Source organism: Janthinobacterium sp. GW821-FHT03C10 (genome assembly GCF_059420865.1).
In genome coordinates, this window is the sequence record NZ_JBWKUN010000008.1 from 44,211 (window position 1) to 62,222 (window position 18,012).

Below are 18,012 nucleotides of genomic sequence, written 5' to 3' on the forward strand. Positions count from 1 at the left end.
GATGGCCAAGCGTCACGCGGCCGCACCGTTGCCCATGCGCGACGGCGTGGCAGCCAGCTACCTGTGGCTGCCGGAGGGGCAGTGGCCGGACATGCTCGCCTTCCTGGTCGAGCGCTACCCGCACATCAGCGCCGCGCAATGGCGGGACCGCATGGCGCGCGGCGAAGTGGTCGATGGCGACGGCGCCGTGCTGACGCCTGACAGCGCGTACAAGCGCGGCATGCGCATTTTTTACTACCGCGAGCTGGAACGGGAAACGCCGATCCCTTTTCACGAGGAGATCCTGTTCCAGGATGAGCATCTGATCGTCGTCGACAAGCCGCATTTCCTGCCCATGACGCCAGGCGGGCGCTTCGTGCAGGAGACCTTGCTGACGCGCCTGAAGAAAAACCTGGACTGCGCCGAGCTGACGCCGATCCACCGCCTCGACCGCGAGACGGCCGGCGTGGTGATTTTTTCGTGCCAGATCGCCAGCCGTGGGGCTTATCAGTCGCTGTTCCAGCGCCGCGAAGTGCGCAAGACGTACGAGGCGCTGGCGCCCGTGCTGGCGGGACGCGATTTTCCATTCACGTACCGCAGCCGCATGGTCGAGGGTGAGCAGTTTTTCCTCATGCGCGAGGAAGCAGGCGAGCCGAATTCGGAAACCGTCATCGACGTGATCGAAGAGCGTGGCGGCGTGAATCTGTACCGCCTGCAGCCGCACACGGGGCGCAAGCACCAGCTGCGCGTGCACCTGGCCTCGCTGGGCATCCCCATCGTCAACGATGCGTTTTACCCGGTGGCGCTGCCGTGCAAGGAAGACGACATGTCGCAGCCCTTGCAGCTGCTGGCGCGCGCGATCGAGTTCACCGACCCCTTGAGCGGCGAGGCGCGCCATTTCGAAAGCCGGCGCATGCTGGCATAACCAGACACCCCCATTGATTGGCGCGTCAACCATGTTGTCGGATTACGGCCCTGCGGCCCTGATCCGACCTACGGCAGATCCGACAAATTTGAAAGCCGGCGCGTGCTGGCGTAGGTCGGCTTAGCGCCAAGCGTGTAAGCCGACAACACCCGCGATGTGTCAAAGATCAGCCCTTGAGCGTGTAGTCGATGATCAGCGGCGCGTGATCGGAAAACCGCTCGTCCTTGTAGACGCTGACCGTATGCGCCTGGGCCGCGATGCCTGGCGTGGCGACGTGGTAATCGATGCGCCAGCCCACGTTCTTCGCGTAGGCTTGTCCGCGGTTGCTCCACCACGTGTACTGGTCTTCGCGCTTGTCCAGGCCGCGGTGCACGTCGACGAAGCCCACTTCGTCGAAGACGCGCGTCAGCCATGCGCGCTCTTCCGGCAGGAAGCCGGAATTCTTCTTGTTGCCCTTCCAGTTTTTCAGGTCGATTTCATGGTGGGCGATGTTCCAGTCGCCGCAGATGACCACTTCGCGGCCCAGCGCCTTCAATTCCAGCAGGTGCGGCAGGAACAGTTCCATGAAGCGGAACTTGGCTTCCTGGCGCTCCGGGCCGGACGAGCCGGAGGGGCAGTACACGGAAATGACGGACAGGTTGCCAAAATCACAGCGCACGTAGCGGCCTTCGGCGTCGAATTCGGGGCTGCCGAAGCCGATATGCACGGCGTCCGGTTCCACCTTGCTGTACACGCCCGTGCCGGAGTAACCCTTTTTCTCGGCATAGTGGAAATGGCCATGGTAGCCGTGCGGGTTGAGGAATTCAGGCGTCATGTCGGGCAGCTGCGCCTTCAATTCCTGCACGCAGATGAAATCGGCCGTCTGCGTGCCCATCCAGTTGAAAAAGCCTTTTTTGGCGGCGGAACGGATGCCGTTCAGGTTGGCGGAGATAATTTTTGGCATAGGTCGAAAGTGAAAAGGGCGCTGGACGGGGCCGGCGGGCGCGGCATGGCGATTGTCTCGCCGCTGCGCGCGGATTAAAATACAGGGACTTTTAAAAAATGAGGCTAATGTGAATAATTTACGCCAGCAGTTTATCGCGTTTTCAGTATCCAAGGGAGTCTTGCGGTTCGGCGAGTTCACCACCAAGGCCGGGCGATCATCGCCGTACTTCTTCAATGCGGGCCTGTTCCATGACGGCGCCACCCTGGCCGAGCTGGCGCAGTTCTACGCGCAGACCCTGCTCGACTCGGGCGTGGAGTTCGACATGCTGTTCGGCCCCGCCTACAAGGGCATCACCCTGGCGTCGGCCACCGCCGTGGCGCTGGCCGGCAAGGGCCGTAACACCTCGTTCGCCTTCAACCGCAAGGAAGCCAAGGATCACGGCGAAGGCGGCACCATCGTCGGCGCCAAGCTGCATGGCAAAGTTGTCATCATTGACGATGTGATCTCGGCCGGCACCTCGGTGCGCGAATCGGTGGACATGATCCGCGCCGCCGGCGCCGAGCCATGCGCCGTGCTGATCGCCCTGGACCGCATGGAGCGCTCGGGCCCGGACGGCCAGCTGTCGCCAAGTTCGGCGGTGCAGGAAGTGTCGAAACAGTACGGCATTCCCGTCATCTCGATCGGCAACCTGGACGACTTGTTCGGCTACTTGAACGGCGCGGGCGCCGATCCGGAACTGCTGAAACATAAAGAAGCTGTCTCCGCCTACCGCGCGCGCTACGGTATCTAAGGCTCAGGCGCGCTTGAACGTCCTGTTCGTTTGCAGCCGCAACCAGTGGCGCAGTCCCACGGCGGAGCGGGTATGGCGCAGCCATCCCGCCCTGTCCGTGCGTTCGGGCGGCACCAGCACGAACGCGCGCCATCCCGTCAATGCGAATGACCTGGCCTGGTGCGAGGTGATTTTCGTGATGGAAGAGAAGCACAAGTCGCGCCTGCGCGCGCAGTTTGGCCGTCTGCTCGAGCACAAGACCATCCACGTGCTCGATATCCCCGACGAGTATCAATTCATGCAGCCGGAACTGGTCGAGCAGCTCGAACTGTCGGTCGCGTCCATTCTCGGCCTCGATTGACCCAGCGCACCTGCGCATAGCGCCGCTGGATTTCGCGCATCAATGCCCTGGCCACGCCGCGATGGCGAAACGGCGGTTTCACGAACAGCATATTGAGCGTGGCTTGCGCCCCGCAGGGACTGAAATCGAGCATGGCCACCTGCTGCCCGTCGATGCAGGCCGACAGCGCATGCTCTCCCAAAGCCGTTACTTGGATCACGCCAGCCATGGTTTGACCACCGCATGCAGGCCCAGGGCGAACAGGCCGATAAAAAAGCAGCGCTTGAATACCAGCTGCGCGATGCGTCCGCGCAGCCATTGACCGGCCAGCATGCCGGCCAGCGCCGGCAGCAGCGCATACGCGGAAGCGCCGGCTGCGCCCAGGCTGAAGTCGCCGTGCAGGGCCAGGCTGGCCGCCAGCGCCACGGTCGATGCCGTAAAGGCCAGGCCCAGCGCCTGCACCAGCGCATCGCGCGCCAGGCCCAGTCCCTGCAGATACGGCACGGCGGGGATCACGAACACGCCCGTGGCGGCCGTCACCAGTCCCGTCGCCGCGCCCGCCAATGGCCCCAGCCACGCTTCGTGCCGCGCCGGTACGCGCAGCTGCAGCGAAAACAGGCCGGCCAGCGCGTACAGCATCAGCACCACGCCCAGCGCGACGCCGGCCCAGGCACCGCTGTCGGCCGGCAGCAGGGCGCCGCCCGCCACGGTAGCGGCCATGACGCCCGCCAGCATGGGCCACAGGCGCCGCAGCAGGGCGCGCAGGCCGGGGCCGGCCGCCAGCTGCCAGACATTCGTCACCATCGACGGCACGATCAGCAGGGCCGCCGCCTGCACGGGCGGCATGACGAGGCTGAGCGTGCCCATGGCCACCGTCGGCAAGCCCAATCCGACTACGCCCTTGACGAAGCCAGCGACGAGGAAGCTGGCGCCGACGGCCAGCAGGAATGACGTCTCCATTTTTTCTATTCCACAGTGAATTGCGTGGATTCTGCGCGCGCTGGGCGGTTTCGCCAAGGTGGATTATTTTGAGTCAGCCTCAGTAAAATACGAAGGCTGGTAAGATGCTGAAAAGGGGAGCCGCCATGCGCTTTGATCTGGTCGATTTGCAGTTGTTCGTCAACGTGGTGGAAGCGGGCAGCCTGACGGCGGGCGCCGCGCGCAGCCATCTCGCATTGGCCTCCAGCAGTGCGCGCGTGCGCGGCATGGAAGAGATGCTGGGCATGCCCTTGCTGCTGCGCGGGCGGCGCGGCGTGGAGCCGACGCCCGTGGGCCAGACCTTGCTGCATCACGCGCGCCTCGTATTGCTGCAAATGGAGAAAATGCGTGGCGAACTCGGCGAATTTGCACGCGGCTTGAAAGGGCAGTTGCGCCTGCTGTGCAATACGGCCGCGCTCAGCGAATTTTTGCCCGAGGCGCTAGGCGCTTTTCTCGACCGTCATCCGAACCTGACCATCGACCTGGAAGAGCGCCTCAGTTACGATATCGTCAAGGCCGTCTCGGAAGGGCTGGCCGACATGGGCATCGTGTCCGACTCGGTCGACATGCGCGGCTTGCAGACGTTTCTGTTCCGCCCCGACCGGCTGGTGGTGATCGCCGCGGCCGACGGCGTGCATCACCGCGCCCTGGGCCAGGATGGCGTCGTCGCGTTCTCCACGCTGCTGGATCACGATTTCATCGGCCTGGCCGACGACAGCGCGATGCAGCAGTACCTGGGCATGCATGCGGCGCGCCTGGGACGCCCCTTGAAGGTGCGCGTGCGCCTGCGCAGCTTCGATGCCGTGTGCCGCATGGTGGCCAGCGGCGTGGGCATCAGCGTGGTGCCGCTGGCGGCGGCCAGCCGCTGCCAGCAGACGATGGCGCTGCGCTGCCTGGAATTATCCGATCCCTGGTCGGTACGCAATCTGACGATCTGCGTGCGCCAGTTCAGTGAATTACCCCTGTATGCGCGCCAGTTGATCGATCATCTGAAGGCGTGACAGGGCATGACAGGAGCAGCGATGCGTTTTTCAGAAGACAAGATGGCCAGCCTGCTGTGCAGCGACCGGGTCGAGCGGCCCATCCACATCTGGCAGCCGCCACAGCCCCCGCGCGCCGTGATCCTGGCGATCCACGGCGGCATGGCGCATGCGGGCGACTACGTCACGCCGGCGCTATACTTCCGCCAGCACGGCATCGCCACCGTCAGCTTCGACATGGTGGGCCACGACGGCAAGCGCAAGGTCGACATCCCCTCGTTCGACGCCTTCCTCGACGACGAGGAGCTGTTCCTCGCCTGGGTCAAGCAGACGTATCCGGGCGTGCCCGTATTCGTCATGGGCCACTCCATGGGCGGCCTGATCGCCACGCACCTGGGGCTGTGGCGCTTTGCGGGCGACCTGGCCATCAAGGGATTTGTGATTTCATCGCCGTATTACGTGAATGCGATACCCGTGCCGAAGGTGTTGCAGATGCTGTCCGGCTGGCTGGCGCAGCGCTTCCCGACGATGAAAGTGCCGCTGGGTAACCTGACCATGCTGCTCACGCATGACCAGACCATCACCGCGCGCCATTTTCAGGACGAGCGCGATGGCATCCGCGCCAGTGCCGCGTCGGTACGTTTCGCCCATGCGCTGACGTCGGCGCAAAAGGCGCTGGCGGGCGGCTTGTCAGACTGGCGTTTCCCCCTGTTCGCCGCGGTGGCGGGCGACGACAAGCTGGCCGACAGCCGCGCCACGGAAAGCCTGCTGCGCAGCGTGCCCGATGGCCTGCTCGACTATCATTTTTATCCGGCCAACTATCACGAGAATTTCAATGAAGTGAACCGCGAGGCGATCTTTGCCGCCATCCTGGACTGGATGGAAAAACTGCTGGCACCCGTGCAGGCGTGAGGGCCGGGTATCGTTATAATCGGATTAACTGAATTTACCGCCGGCGCATGCCGGCCCGGTCCCCGCGGCACAGGGGAATACTCAAGGAACGAACGATGCGCTTGCTGATTGCCCTGTTACTCCCATGGCTGACCTTTTTCACGATCGGCCGCCCGATCGCCGGCATCATTTGCCTGATCCTGCAAATCACCGTGATAGGCTGGCTGCCGGCCACGATCTGGGCTGTGTATGCGCTGAGCCAGTACAAGACGGACCAGAAGATCGCCGACGCCATGCGCCGGCGTTGATGTGGGGCTAAGTCCTGTTTAAGCTGCGCTTCCTATCTTGATTCAACCGACATGAGGAGAGTGAGATGGCATTGAACAGATGCGGTACCCTGGGCCTGGCGGCGGCGATGCTGGCCGCCGGGCTGTTGCTGGGAAGTGCGGCGCAGGCCCAAACCGACGGCGCACTGCCGCCCGTGCAGAAGAGCGGGGCGGTGGAGTACCTGAGCGGCGGCATCGGCCTCGATGAGTCGACGGCCATCAAGAGCGCCAGCCGGCATTGGCCTTTGAGTCTCGTGTTTTCCGTGCAGGCGGCGGGCAAGGCGGAATTTGCCTCCGACGTGAAGCTGGAAATACGCGATGCCAAGGGTAATCCGGTGCTGGACACGACGGCCAGCGGCCCCTTCCTGCTGGCAAAACTGGCGCCCGGCAGCTACAGCCTGCGCGCCACCCTGGCTGGCAAGACGCTGGAGCGCAAGGTACAGATCAAGGCGGGCAGTTCCGCGCGCGTGGAGCTGGTCTGGCCGGCGGGAACGAACCAGGGCCGGCCTTGATGCGGCGACGGCAGCCCGATCAGCTGACCGCCAGCACGCGCCCTTCGGCGGCGCTTTGCAGCGCCAGTTCGATCAGGCGTATCGTCGCTGCCGCATCCTCGGCCGCCACGGGCGCCGGTGCGCCGTGGCGGATGGCGTCGGCCATGCCCTGGTAAAAGTCCTGGTAGCGGCCCGCCTGCATTTCGAGGTGTTCGCAATGGCCGTCCGGCTGCGTGCCCAGGTGCAGCGCGCCGCGCACGGGATCGACGCCCCAGCCGGGCTGGCCCGGCCTGCCGCCCGCCTTCAGGGCATCTTCCTGCGGATCGAGGCCGAATTTCACGAAACTGCCCTTGTCGCCATGCACGGCGAAGCGCGCCGTCGGCGCCTTCACCAGACAGCCCGCTTGCAGCACCACGCGCAGCCGCTCGTAATACAAAACGATGTGCATGTAGTCGACGGCTTGCGCGCCATCGCGCTGCAGGACGATATCGGCATACAGCTTTTCCGGCTGGCCGAACAGCTGCATGGCCTGGTCCAGCATGTGCGGACCCAGGTCGTACAGCAAGCCGCCGCCCGGCGCGCCGGATTCGCGCCAGCGCTGGCGGATCTCGGGGCGGAAACGGTCGAAGTGCGATTCGACGCTGGCGATGCGCCCCAGGGTGCCTTGCGCCAGCAGTGCTTTCAGGGTCAGGAAGTCGCCATCCCAGCGCCGGTTGTGATACACGCTGAGCACCAGCTTGCGCTCTTTCGCCAGCGCGATCAGGCTCTGTGCTTCGGCGCTGGAAATGGTGAAGGGCTTGTCGACCACCACGTGTTTGCCCGCCTGCAGGGCCGCCTGCGCCAGGCTGAAGTGCGCCTCGTTGGGTGCGGCGATGACGACCAGTTCGATCGAGGCATCGGCAAACAGCTGCGCCGCTTCCGCATACACGGTGGCGTGCGGCCAATCCTTGTGCACGAGCTCGGGCTTGCTGGAGGCGACGGCCGCCAGTTCCAGGGCATCGATGGCGGACAGGACGGGAGCGTGGAAGGTGGAGCCGGCAAAGCCGTAGCCGACCAGGCCGGTTTTGATCTTGTTCATGGCGTGTTCACAGGTGCGTGGAAGAATCCATGATCATACCCGCAAGCGGGCGGCGGTAGCGCTGCTGCCTGCCGCCGCGCAGACATTAGTTCAGGCGCCAGACGTATTGCACCTTGACGCTGGCGCTGACCGGCTTGTCGCCAGCGAGGGCCGGCTTGAACGTGCACTTGGCGATGCCGCTGCGCGCCGCTTCGTCGAGGGCCGGATGGCCGCTGCTCTTGACCACGCTTGAACCCGTTACCTTGCCGGCGGCACTCACGTCAAAGGACAGGTTGACCGTACCCTCTTCCTTCGCCTGCAGCGATGCGGCCGGGTAGACCGGTTTGCCGCACACGCCAAAGTCGATGACGGGGCGGCGCTCCAGCACGGGTGCGCTGTCGGCGGCGACGGCCTGGCCGTAGATGCCGAGGCAGGCGCCGGCCAATGCCAGCAGCGGCACGGCCGCCTTCCAGTTCAGGGCTTGTGGTGCGGGGCGCAGCAATCGTTTGATACGTGACATAAGATCTCCTCCGTTGGCCGCCTGGGCCAGGTGGTGGGTTGAGAACTGGAGACGTTCCAGTTCCGAGAGTGCAAGAGCCAGACGCCGCGGTTCGCCCAGTTGTCTTGCTGCGAAATCATCTGCAATATGTTCGCGTTCGAGGCGCACGCCGCGTGAAATCCACCAGACAGCAGGGTGGAAGAACAGCAGCGCCTCGATGGCGTTTTGCAGCAGGTTGAGCAGATAATCGTGGCGCCGGATGTGCGCCAGTTCATGCGCCAGCAGCGCATCGAGCAGGTGCGGCGGCATGCCGGTGAGCAGCGCCGCGGGCACCAGCACCATGGGGCGCCAGATGCCGGCCGTGAGCGGACTGGCGATGTTGTCGAGCACGCGCAGCCGCACGGGCCGCGCCACGCCGGCATCGTGCGCCATGCGCGACAGCCTTGTCTGCAGTTTTGCATGCGCGGTGCCCGTGTTCCTGGCGCTGCGCTCTATCCACAGCATGCCCAGCGCCATGCGCACGGCCAGCACGGCGGCGCACAGGGCCCACACGCCGACGACGGCGCGCAGCAGCAGGTCCAGGTCGGGCAGGCTGTCGGGCGCCAGCAGGGCGGCGGGCAGCAAGGCGCTGGAGTACAGCGCGCCCGTGGCATCGGCCCCGGCCAGGCGCAGATACAAGCCCGCCGCCGGCCACGCCAGGCAGGCCAGCAGGGCGCCGCAACCGACGGCGTAGCGTGCCTCCGGACGCGCATTGCGCAGGGCCGCCCACGCCAGCGCCGTGGCGCAGCCGATCAGCAGCCCTTGCCACAGGAAGTGCAGCAGGGTCCAGCCCAGCGCCGGCACGAAGCCGCTCATGATGGATCGTCCTTGAGCATTTTTTCGATTTCCGCGCGTTCGGCGCGCGACACGCCCGTGCGCAGCGCCGCCAGCACCAGCGCCTTGGCCGAACCGGCGAAGGCTTTCTGCATCAATTCCTTGAGCAAATTCGTCTGCAGGCTGTCCTGGGCCTGCGCCGGCGCATACACGTGCGAGCGCTGGCTTTCGTCGCGGATCAGCAAGCCCTTGCCGTGCATGATCTGCATCAGGCGCAGCACGGTGCCATACGTGATGGCCGGCTTGGCCAGCGCCATCGCCTCGTGCACCTGCTTGGCTGTGGCCGCACCCAGCGGCCACAGCGCCTGCAGCAGATCGAGTTCGGCTGCCGTCGGTTTCGGGATGTCGTGCGTCTTGGTCATGCGGTTTTCCTCTTGCCTGAAATTCAATAGGGCTAGATTAAACCTTGTAGACAAAAATGTATACTTTAATTTTCAGTGGCGTATAAACGCCTGTCAGACGTGACATAAAACGTAGACAAGCTTGTTTATGAGGAGACCCGGCAGGCAAAAAAAAGACGCCGCAGCGTCTTTTTTTGGGGCGAGTGAAAATTATCCCGCCAGCTTGGCCTTCAGCAGTTCCGTCAGCTGGGCCGGGTTGGCCTTGCCCTTGGACGCCTTCATGGCCTGGCCGATCAGCGCATTGATGGCCGCTTCCTTGCCGGCGCGGTACTGCTCCACCGACTTGGCGTTGGCCGCCAGCACTTCATCGACGATGGCTTCCAGCGCGCCCGAGTCCGAGATCTGCTTCAAGCCCTTGGCGTCGATGATGGCGTCGACCAGGTGCTCGTCGTTTGACTTCGCTTCCCACATGCCGGCGAAGACTTCCTTTGCCGCCTTGTTCGAGATCGTGCCGTCGGCGATGCGCTTGAGCATGGCTGCCAGCTGGGCGGCGGAGACGGGGGAGTCGTCCAGGTCCACGCCTTCGCGGTTCAGGGTCGACGACACGTCGCCCATCAGCCAGTTGGCGGCGGCCTTGGCGTTTTCCTTGCCGGCCTTCTCGACCACGGCGACGAAATAGGTGGCCATGGCCTTCGACTGCGTCAGCACCAGCGCGTCGTAGTCCGGCAGCGCGTATTCGCTGATGAAGCGGGCGCGCATGGCGGCCGGCAGTTCCGGCATCGATGCCTTGACCGTGTTAATCCATTCTTGCGAGATGACCAGCGGCGGCAGGTCCGGGTCCGGGAAGTAGCGGTAGTCCTGGGCGTCTTCCTTGCTGCGCATTTCGCGCGTTTCCTTGCGGTCCGGATCGTACAGGCGCGTCGCCTGCACGACCTTGCCGCCGTCCTCGATCAGTTCGATCTGGCGGCGCACTTCCACGTGCACGGCTTCCTCGATGAAGCGGAAGGAGTTCAGGTTCTTGATCTCGCAGCGTGTGCCGAATTCCTTCTGGCCGACGGGGCGCACGGAGACGTTGACGTCGCAGCGGAATGAGCCTTCCTGCATGTTGCCGTCGCAGACGCCCAGCCACATGACCAGCGAGTGCAGGGCCTTGGCGTAGGCCACGGCTTCTGCGGCGCTACGGATTTCCGGCTCCGAGACGATTTCCAGCAGCGGCGTGCCGGCGCGGTTCAAGTCGATGCCGCTCATGCCGGCATAGTCTTCATGCAAGGACTTCCCGGCGTCTTCTTCCAGGTGGGCGCGCGTCAGGTTCACCGTCTTGGTGACGAATTCGCCATCCTTTTCGTAGCCGAAGGTCAGGGCGCCGCCGATGACGACGGGGTCTTCGAACTGGCTGATCTGGTAACCCTTGGGCGAATCGGGATAGAAATAGTTTTTACGGGCGAAGACCGAGTGCGGCGCGACGGTGGCGCCGACGGCCAGGCCGAAGCGGATCGCGCGGTCGACGGCTTGCTTGTTCATCACCGGCAGCACGCCCGGCAGGGCCAGGTCGACGGGGCTGGCCTGCGTGTTGGCTTCGGCGCCGTACTTGATCGGCGAACCGCTGAAAATTTTGGATTCGGTCGTGAGCTGCACGTGGTTCTCAAGACCGATGACGACTTCCCATTGCATAGTGTTCTCGCTTAGTTTGGTGGCGCCGCCTGGGCGGCGCGAATTTTTTTCTTAGATGCCGGCAGTTGCGTTGCCTGGAGCACGCGTATGCCAGTCCGTCACTTGCTGGAACTGGTGGGCCACGTTCAGCAGCTTCGCTTCGCCAAAATAATTGCCGATGATTTGCAGGCCGACGGGGCGCTTGCCGTTTTTCTCGCCTGCGCCGAAGCCGCACGGTATCGACATGCCGGGCAGGCCGGCCAGGCTGGTCGACAGGGTGTAGATGTCGGCCAGGTAGTTCGCCACCGGGTCGTCCGTCTTGTCGCCCAGGTCCCAGGCGACGGTCGGCGCGACGGGGCCCATGATGACGTCGCAGACGGCGTCCGGGCCATTCAGTACGGCGTCGAAATCCTGCGCGATCAGGCGGCGGATCTTTTGCGCCTTCAGGTAGTAGGCGTCGTAGTAGCCGTGGCACAGCACATAGGTACCGACCATGATGCGGCGCTGCACTTCCGGGCCGAAGCCCTGGGCGCGCGACTTCTTGTACATGTCCTGCAAGTCCTTGTACTCGGCGGCGCGGTGGCCGTAGCGCACGCCGTCGTAGCGCGACAGGTTCGACGACGCTTCGGCCGGCGCGATCATGTAATAGGCGGGAATCGACAGGGCCGTGTTGGGCAGCGAGATGTCGACCAGGGTGGCGCCCAGCTTTTCATACTGCGCCAGCGCGCCGCGCACGGCCGCTTCCACATCCTTGGCCAGGCCCTCGCCGAAGTACTCGCGCGGCACGCCGATGCGCAAGCCCGTCAGGGGTTGCTCCAGGTCGCGCGAAAAATCTTCCGCCACGCCGCCCTGTTCCGGCGACAGGCTGGTCGAGTCGCGTTCGTCGAAGCCGGCCATGGCGGTGAGCAGCAGGGCGCAGTCTTCGGCCGAGCGGGCCATCGGGCCGCCCTGGTCCAGCGACGAGGCAAAGGCGATCATGCCGAAGCGCGAGACGCGGCCATACGTCGGCTTGATGCCGGTGATGCCGCAGAAGGCGGCTGGCTGGCGGATCGAGCCGCCCGTATCGGTGCCGGTGGCCGCTGGCGCCAGGCCGGCCGCGACGGCGGCGGCTGAGCCGCCGGACGAGCCGCCCGGCACGGCCGTCTTGTCCCACGGGTTCTGCACGGCGCCGAAGGCCGAGTTCTCGTTGCCGGAACCCATGGCGAATTCATCACAGTTGACCTTGCCCAAGGTGACCATGCCGGCCGCCTGGAATTTTTCCACCACGGTGGCGTCAAACGGGCTGGCGTAGTTGGCCAGCATTTTCGAGCCGGCCGTCGTGCGCCAGCCTTTCGTGACGAACAAGTCCTTGTGCGCGATCGGCACGCCCGTCAACGGCGTGGCCGTGCCGGCGGCGATGCGCGCATCGGCGTCGGCAGCTTGCGCCAGGGTCAGGGCACGGTCGACGTGCAGGAAGGCGTTCGAGTTGTCCGCTTCGATGCGGTCGAGGAAATGCGTCGCCAGTGCAACGGCGGAAATTTCCTTGTTCTGCAAAAGCGTGGACAGCTGTTTGATGGATTTTGTATGCATGGCGTTTCTATTTTGATATTCGGCAAGAAGGCGGGAACGGCGCAACGGCGTGTTTATTCGATAACCTTGGGCACCAGGTACAGGCCATCCTGTACCTTCGGTGCCACGGCCTGGTAGGCGTCGCGGCGATTCGTTTCCGTGGCGACGTCCTCGCGCAGGCGCAGGGCGATATTGTCCATGTGGGCGGCCAGCGGGTGGCTCAGGGGCGCCACGCCATCGGTATTGACGGCTTGCATTTGTTCGGCCAGTGCGAAAATCTTGTTCAATTGGGCCAAAGACGTGACGGCCTGGTCGTCGGCCATTTCAAGTTGGGCCAGGTGGGCGATGCGTTTTACGTCGGAGAGTGTCAGGGACATGGCGAATGGCGCGGAGTGCCGCGCATTAGTATTAAGTTGGCGTTTTGATAAAACGCGGGTATTTACTGCTATTTTGCTCACAAAAATCGAGGAATGCCGCGTAACTCGCGGCTGCAAGAGTCGCACTTTTCCATGGTTTTTGAGCAAATCGCATTCAAATTATAAGGTAGAATGGCGGGTTAATGCGTTGCCGGCGCTGATGGACCGCTGCCGCAGCATAGAAAAGATTGCGCAAGCGCCAAGCGAAACCCGGAAAAATCGCCTCCACGGATTTTCAGGGTGCCTGAAAGCGCCCGCTTTGAAACTCCCCATAAACAGCTTTTGCGCAGCTCGATGCGCTACAGGACACTCATGTTTGGTTTTTTACGCAGGTATATCTCCACCGATCTGGCCATTGACTTGGGCACGGCCAACACCCTTATTTATGTACGCGGCCTCGGTATCGTCCTGGACGAGCCATCCGTCGTCGCCATCCGCCAGGAAGGCGGTCCGAATGGCAAGAAGACCATTCAGGCAGTCGGCAAGGAAGCCAAGCAGATGCTGGGCAAGGTGCCGGGCAATATCGAAGCGATTCGTCCGATGAAAGATGGCGTGATCGCCGACTTCACCGTGACCGAGCAGATGCTCAAGCAATTCATCCGCATGGTGCACGACTCGAAATTCTTCCGTCCATCGCCGCGCATCATCATTTGCGTGCCGTGCGGTTCGACCCAGGTCGAGCGCCGCGCGATCCGCGAATCGGCCCTGGGCGCCGGTGCCTCGCAGGTGTACCTGATCGAAGAACCGATGGCAGCGGCCATCGGCGCGGGCTTGCCCGTGTCGGAAGCGACCGGCTCGATGGTGGTCGACATCGGCGGCGGCACGACGGAAGTGGGCATCATCTCGCTGGGCGGCATGGTCTACAAGGGTTCCGTGCGCGTCGGCGGCGACAAGTTCGATGAAGCCATCGTCAACTACATCCGCCGCAACTACGGCATGCTGATCGGCGAACAGACGGCCGAAGCCATCAAGAAGGCCATCGGTTCGGCCTTCCCTGGCTCGGAAGTGAAGGAAATGGAAGTCAAGGGCCGCAACCTGTCCGAAGGCATCCCCCGTTCGTTCACCATTTCCAGCAACGAGATCCTCGAAGCGCTGACCGATCCGCTGAACAACATCGTCTCGGCCGTGAAAAACGCGCTGGAACAGACGCCGCCGGAACTGGGCGCCGACATCGCCGAAAAAGGCATGATGCTGACGGGCGGCGGCGCACTGCTGCGCGACCTGGACCGCCTGCTGATGGAGGAAACCGGCCTGCCGGTGCTGGTGGCCGAGGACCCGCTCACCTGCGTGGTGCGCGGTTCCGGGATGGCACTGGAACGTATGGACAAGCTCGGCTCGATCTTCTCCTACGAATAATCTGACAGAAGGGCCGGAACTTCAGTTTCCGGCCTTTTTTTGGTTTTGGCACCGGCGTTTGCCCGGGGCCCGCACGTTGGCGCACTGCGCCTGATTACTGGATGTCATGGAATACAGTCCTCCGCCACTTTTCAAACAAGGCGCCTCCGCCCGCGTCAAGATGATGGTGTTCGCCGGCATTTCTATCGCCCTGCTGCTGGTCGATTCGCGCATGCACGCGCTGACGGCCGTGCGCCAGGCCGTCGGCACCGTGCTGTATCCGGTGCAGATGGCGGCCCTGGTGCCGCGCGACGTGGCGCTGGGCGTCGGCAACTACTTTTCTTCGCTGTCCGCCCTGGAAAAACAGGTGCGCGACCTGAAGCACGAACAGATCGCCTCGGCGCAGATCCTGCAGCAGGCGCAACTCAACATCGTTGAAAACAACCACTTGCGCAAGCTGATGGAAGCGCGCGAGCGCGTGCCCGTCAAGACCATGATGGCCGAAGTGCTGTATGACACGCGCGACTCGGCCACGCGTAAGATCGTGCTGGACCGTGGCATCCAGCATGGCGTGGAACTGGGCCGCCCCGTGATCGATAATCTCGGCGTGGTGGGGCAGGTCACGCGCGTGTTCCCGTTCACCTCCGAAGTGACCTTGCTGACGGACGAAGAGCAGGCCATTCCCGTGCAGCTGCTGCGCAATGGCGTGCGCAGCGTGGCCATCGGGCGCGGCAAGTCCGGCACCATGGAACTGCGCTTCACGGCCCCCAGCGCCGACATCCAGATCGGCGACATCGTCATTACCTCGGGCCTCGACGGCCTGTACCCGGCCGGCCTGGCCGTGGCGCGCGTGACCCTGGTCGAGCGCAATGCGCATGGCCCGTTCGGCCGCGTGGTGTGCCAGCCGCTGGCCGGCATCGAACGCAACACCCAGCTGCTCATCCTGATGACGTCGCCCGAGATTCCGCCGCGCCCACCGACCGAGGAAGTCAAGACGGGCCGCAAGATCGCCGGCAAGATGGCGCCGATCAAGGACCCGGCCAAGGAGCCTGCCGCCGCCGCCGCGACAGCCCCCGCCGCGAAGCCGCCCGCCAGCGCCGCGCCGAAACCGGCGGCGCCGGCAGGACCTGCACCAACGCCCGTAACAACGCCAGCACCTGCCGCCGTGCCACCGAAGGAAGCGACACGATGAACCGCCCGCATTACATCCTGCTGCCGGTCAGCCCCCTGTTCATCGGTTTTTCCCTGCTGTGCGCTTTTCTGCTGAACCTGCTGCCATGGGGGCAGTTCGTCGGCGTGCCCGATTTCGTCGCCCTGGTGCTGGTCTTCTGGGGCATCCACCAGCCGCGCAAGGTCGGCATCGGCGTGGCGTTCTTCATGGGCCTGATGATGGACGTGCACGACTCGACCCTGCTGGGCGAGAATGCGCTGGCCTATACCTTGCTGTCGTATTTCGCCATCATGATGCACCGCCGCGTGCTGTGGTTCCCCATCCTGACGCAGGCGCTGCACGTGCTGCCGCTGCTGCTGCTGACGCAGGCGCTGCAATTGCTGACGCGGCTGATCGTCTCGGGCCGTTTCCCCGGCTGGCTCAATTTCATCGAGAGCTTCGTCGCCGTCGCCCTGTGGCCTTTAGTGACGTGGATCCTGCTGGCGCCGCAGCGCCGCGCCGTGGACCGCGACCATAACCGGCCGATCTGACGGGCGCCTGCCATGACCGAACTGAAAAATACCGAGCGCGAACTGCATTTTTTCCGCATGCGCCTGACCATCCTGGGCGCGCTCGTCTTCGTCTGCTTTTCGCTGCTGCTGGCGCGCTTCATCTGGCTGCAGGTGATCAAGCACGAGGACTACGCGACCAAGGCCGAGGACAACCGCATCGCCGTGGTGCCCATCGTGCCCACGCGCGGCCTGATCCTCGATCGCAACGGCGTGGTCTTGGCGCGCAATTACTCGGCCTACACGCTGGAAATCACGCCGTCGAAATTGAGCGCCAGCCTCGATTCGGTGATCGACGAGCTGTCGACCCTGGTGCAGATCGACGTCAAGGACCGCCGCCGCTTCAAGAAGCTGCTGGAAGAATCGAAGAACTTCGTCAGCGTGCCGCTGCGCACGCGCCTGACGGATGAGGAAGTGGCGCGCTTCACGGCGCAGCGTTTCCGCTTCCCCGGCGTGGAAGTGCAGGCGCGCCTGTTCCGCCAGTATCCGATGGGCGAAATCGCCTCGCATGTGGTGGGCTTCATCGGCCGCATCAACCGCAATGAGGCCAAGGCGCTGGAAGAGGGCGAGGACGCGGCCAACTACAACGGCACCGACCATATCGGCAAGGAGGGCCTGGAAAAAAGCTACGAGAAGCAGCTGCATGGCACCACCGGCTACGAAGAAGTGGAAGTGTCGGCCGGCGGGCGCGCCATGCGCACCCTGTCGCGCACGGCGGCCACCCCCGGCAACAACCTGATCCTGTCGATCGACATCGAACTGCAGAAGGTGGTCGAGGAAGCGTTCGGCGAATGGCGTGGCGCGGCCGTGGCGATCGATCCTGCCACGGGCGACATCCTCGCCTACGTCTCCAAGCCAGGCTACGACCCGAACCTGTTCGTCGACGGCATCGACCAGCAAAGCTGGAACGAACTCAATACCTCGCTGGACCGGCCGATGGTCAACCGTCCCCTGTCGGGCACCTACGCGCCCGGCTCGACCTTCAAACCCTTCATGGCGCTGGCCGCGCTGGAACTGGGCAAGCGCACGCCGAGCCAGTCGATTTCCGATCCCGGCTTCTTCATCCTCGGCGGCCACACCTTCCGCGACGACAAGGTGGGCGGCCATGGCACGGTGGACATGCACAAGTCCATCGTCGTCTCGTGCAACACCTATTACTACCAGCTGGGCCGCGACATGGGCATCGACGCCATCCACGACTTCATGAAGCCGTTCGGTTTCGGCCAGCTGACGGGCATCGACCTGAATAACGAAAAGACGGGCGTGCTGCCGTCGACGGAATGGAAGCGCAACCGCTTCAAGACGCCGCAGCAGAAAAAATGGGTGGGCGGCGACACGATTTCGGTGAGTAACGGCTCCGGCTACAATTCCTACACGCCGCTGCAGATCGCCCACGCGACGGCCAACCTGGCCAATAACGGCGTGGTGATGAAGCCGCATCTGGTGAAGATCATCGAAGACGCGGCCACGCGCGCGCGCACCCTGACGGTGCCCAAGGAAAGCTACCGCATCGCGCTCAAGCAGGAAAACATCGACATCATCAAGCGCGCCATGGTGGGCGTGACCAGCGAGCAGGGCGGCACGGCCGCGCGCATCTTCACCGGCGTGCAGTACACGGTGGGCGGCAAGACGGGTACGGCGCAGGTGGTGGGCATCAAGAAAAACGAGAAGTACAATGCCAAGCTGCTGGCCGAACGCCTGCGCGACAACGCCCTGTTTACGGCCTTCGCGCCGGCCGACAAGCCGCGCATCGCGATCGCCATCGTAGTGGAAAACGCGGGCTTCGGCGCCGGCGTGGCCGCGCCGATCGCGCGCAAGGCGCTCGACTACTACCTGCTGGGCAAGCGCCCGAGCGACAAGGAAAAGGACACCACCAAGGTGCCCAAGGAAGATGTCGACGAAGTGCGCACCCTGGAAGAAATCACCGACGAGCAGGCCGCCCCGGCGCCGCCTGCCAGGCAATAAGGAAG

The 18,012-nt window shown here is 64.1% G+C and carries 19 protein-coding genes and 1 pseudogene; 11 read left to right on the top strand and 9 right to left on the bottom strand.

Translation table 11 applies throughout. The annotated features are described in order from the left end of the window. Position 1 precedes the first annotated feature (1 nt). On the top strand, positions 2-904 hold the full coding sequence (locus AC07VH_RS23820; protein ID WP_494788510.1) for a pseudouridine synthase: 903 nt from the start codon (positions 2-4) through the stop codon (positions 902-904). A gap of 166 nt (positions 905-1,070) precedes the next feature. Here AC07VH_RS23820 and AC07VH_RS23825 read toward each other — a convergent pair whose 3' ends face one another. Beyond that, complete coding sequence (locus AC07VH_RS23825; protein ID WP_436544100.1) at positions 1,071-1,847, bottom strand: exodeoxyribonuclease III; 777 nt, start codon at positions 1,845-1,847, stop codon at positions 1,071-1,073. A 109-nt stretch (positions 1,848-1,956) separates the two neighbouring features. Here AC07VH_RS23825 and pyrE point away from each other — a divergent pair, with 109 nt between their 5' ends. Both pyrE and AC07VH_RS23835 read left to right on the top strand, forming a co-directional pair. Then, positions 1,957-2,619 (top strand): orotate phosphoribosyltransferase, encoded by a 663-nt coding sequence (gene pyrE, locus AC07VH_RS23830; protein WP_475416746.1) that lies wholly within the window; start codon positions 1,957-1,959, stop codon positions 2,617-2,619. Positions 2,620-2,632: 13 nt separating this feature from the next. Then, entirely contained in the window at positions 2,633-2,959 is a 327-nt protein-coding gene (locus AC07VH_RS23835) for a low molecular weight protein tyrosine phosphatase family protein (RefSeq protein WP_475416747.1), read from the top strand. Here AC07VH_RS23835 and AC07VH_RS23840 read toward each other — a convergent pair. Both AC07VH_RS23840 and AC07VH_RS23845 read right to left on the bottom strand, forming a co-directional pair. Beyond that, a complete protein-coding gene (locus AC07VH_RS23840) occupies positions 2,895-3,257 on the bottom strand; it encodes a GNAT family N-acetyltransferase (protein ID WP_475416748.1) in 363 nt (120 codons plus the stop codon). The two genes, AC07VH_RS23835 and AC07VH_RS23840, sit on opposite strands and share 65 nt — an antisense overlap. Continuing rightward, positions 3,155-3,898 (bottom strand): sulfite exporter TauE/SafE family protein, encoded by a 744-nt coding sequence (locus AC07VH_RS23845; RefSeq protein ID WP_489628942.1) that lies wholly within the window; start codon positions 3,896-3,898, stop codon positions 3,155-3,157. The genes AC07VH_RS23840 and AC07VH_RS23845 overlap by 103 nt, the downstream gene beginning before the upstream one ends. A 125-nt stretch (positions 3,899-4,023) precedes the next feature. On the opposite strand from AC07VH_RS23845, the gene AC07VH_RS23850 reads away from it, so the two are divergent. The 4 genes from AC07VH_RS23850 (at position 4,024) to AC07VH_RS23865 (ending at position 6,625) form a co-directional block, all read left to right on the top strand. Beyond that, on the top strand, positions 4,024-4,917 hold the full coding sequence (locus AC07VH_RS23850) for a LysR family transcriptional regulator (RefSeq protein WP_070222806.1): 894 nt from the start codon (positions 4,024-4,026) through the stop codon (positions 4,915-4,917). Between the two features lie 21 nt (positions 4,918-4,938). Continuing rightward, positions 4,939-5,808, top strand: coding sequence for an alpha/beta fold hydrolase (locus AC07VH_RS23855; protein ID WP_494788511.1), 870 nt, complete (start codon positions 4,939-4,941; stop codon positions 5,806-5,808). A 95-nt stretch (positions 5,809-5,903) separates the two neighbouring features. Continuing rightward, a complete protein-coding gene (locus tag AC07VH_RS23860; RefSeq protein ID WP_326458128.1) occupies positions 5,904-6,095 on the top strand; it encodes a YqaE/Pmp3 family membrane protein in 192 nt (63 codons plus the stop codon). A 65-nt stretch (positions 6,096-6,160) separates the two neighbouring features. Continuing rightward, positions 6,161-6,625, top strand: a complete 465-nt coding sequence (locus AC07VH_RS23865) for a carboxypeptidase regulatory-like domain-containing protein (protein WP_494788512.1) — start codon at positions 6,161-6,163, stop codon at positions 6,623-6,625. Between the two features lie 19 nt (positions 6,626-6,644). Here the strand turns inward: AC07VH_RS23865 and AC07VH_RS23870 are convergent, their stop codons facing one another. From AC07VH_RS23870 to gatC, 6 genes and pseudogenes are all read right to left on the bottom strand, one after another. After that, positions 6,645-7,682, bottom strand: a complete 1,038-nt coding sequence (locus AC07VH_RS23870; RefSeq protein ID WP_494788513.1) for an oxidoreductase — start codon at positions 7,680-7,682, stop codon at positions 6,645-6,647. Positions 7,683-7,767: 85 nt separating this feature from the next. Continuing rightward, on the bottom strand, positions 7,768-9,015 hold the full coding sequence (locus tag AC07VH_RS23875; protein ID WP_494788514.1) for a M56 family metallopeptidase: 1,248 nt from the start codon (positions 9,013-9,015) through the stop codon (positions 7,768-7,770). Continuing rightward, positions 9,012-9,395 carry a BlaI/MecI/CopY family transcriptional regulator gene (locus AC07VH_RS23880; RefSeq protein WP_475416754.1) on the bottom strand — a complete coding sequence of 128 codons (384 nt, stop codon included), beginning with the start codon at positions 9,393-9,395 and terminating at the stop codon, positions 9,012-9,014. Before AC07VH_RS23880 ends, AC07VH_RS23875 begins: the two co-directional genes overlap by 4 nt. A gap of 189 nt (positions 9,396-9,584) precedes the next feature. Further along, positions 9,585-11,048, bottom strand: a pseudogene (gatB, locus tag AC07VH_RS23885) (Asp-tRNA(Asn)/Glu-tRNA(Gln) amidotransferase subunit GatB); the annotation flags it as partial. 48 nt (positions 11,049-11,096) lie between these two features. Next, positions 11,097-12,593 carry an Asp-tRNA(Asn)/Glu-tRNA(Gln) amidotransferase subunit GatA gene (gene gatA / locus AC07VH_RS23890; protein WP_494788515.1) on the bottom strand — a complete coding sequence of 499 codons (1,497 nt, stop codon included), beginning with the start codon at positions 12,591-12,593 and terminating at the stop codon, positions 11,097-11,099. A gap of 53 nt (positions 12,594-12,646) precedes the next feature. Further along, positions 12,647-12,949: an Asp-tRNA(Asn)/Glu-tRNA(Gln) amidotransferase subunit GatC gene (gene gatC, locus AC07VH_RS23895; protein WP_076568266.1), complete on the bottom strand. Its 303-nt coding sequence runs from the start codon at positions 12,947-12,949 to the stop codon at positions 12,647-12,649. Between the two features lie 351 nt (positions 12,950-13,300). On the opposite strand from gatC, the gene AC07VH_RS23900 reads away from it, so the two are divergent. From AC07VH_RS23900 to mrdA, 4 genes are all read left to right on the top strand, one after another. After that, positions 13,301-14,344: a rod shape-determining protein gene (locus AC07VH_RS23900; protein ID WP_010393186.1), complete on the top strand. Its 1,044-nt coding sequence runs from the start codon at positions 13,301-13,303 to the stop codon at positions 14,342-14,344. Between the two features lie 106 nt (positions 14,345-14,450). Next, positions 14,451-15,515, top strand: coding sequence for a rod shape-determining protein MreC (mreC, locus tag AC07VH_RS23905; RefSeq protein WP_494788516.1), 1,065 nt, complete (start codon positions 14,451-14,453; stop codon positions 15,513-15,515). After that, positions 15,512-16,024 carry a rod shape-determining protein MreD gene (mreD, locus tag AC07VH_RS23910; RefSeq protein ID WP_077399420.1) on the top strand — a complete coding sequence of 171 codons (513 nt, stop codon included), beginning with the start codon at positions 15,512-15,514 and terminating at the stop codon, positions 16,022-16,024. The genes mreC and mreD overlap by 4 nt, the downstream gene beginning before the upstream one ends. A gap of 12 nt (positions 16,025-16,036) precedes the next feature. Then, positions 16,037-18,007 carry a penicillin-binding protein 2 gene (gene mrdA, locus AC07VH_RS23915; RefSeq protein WP_475416757.1) on the top strand — a complete coding sequence of 657 codons (1,971 nt, stop codon included), beginning with the start codon at positions 16,037-16,039 and terminating at the stop codon, positions 18,005-18,007. Positions 18,008-18,012 lie beyond the last annotated feature (5 nt).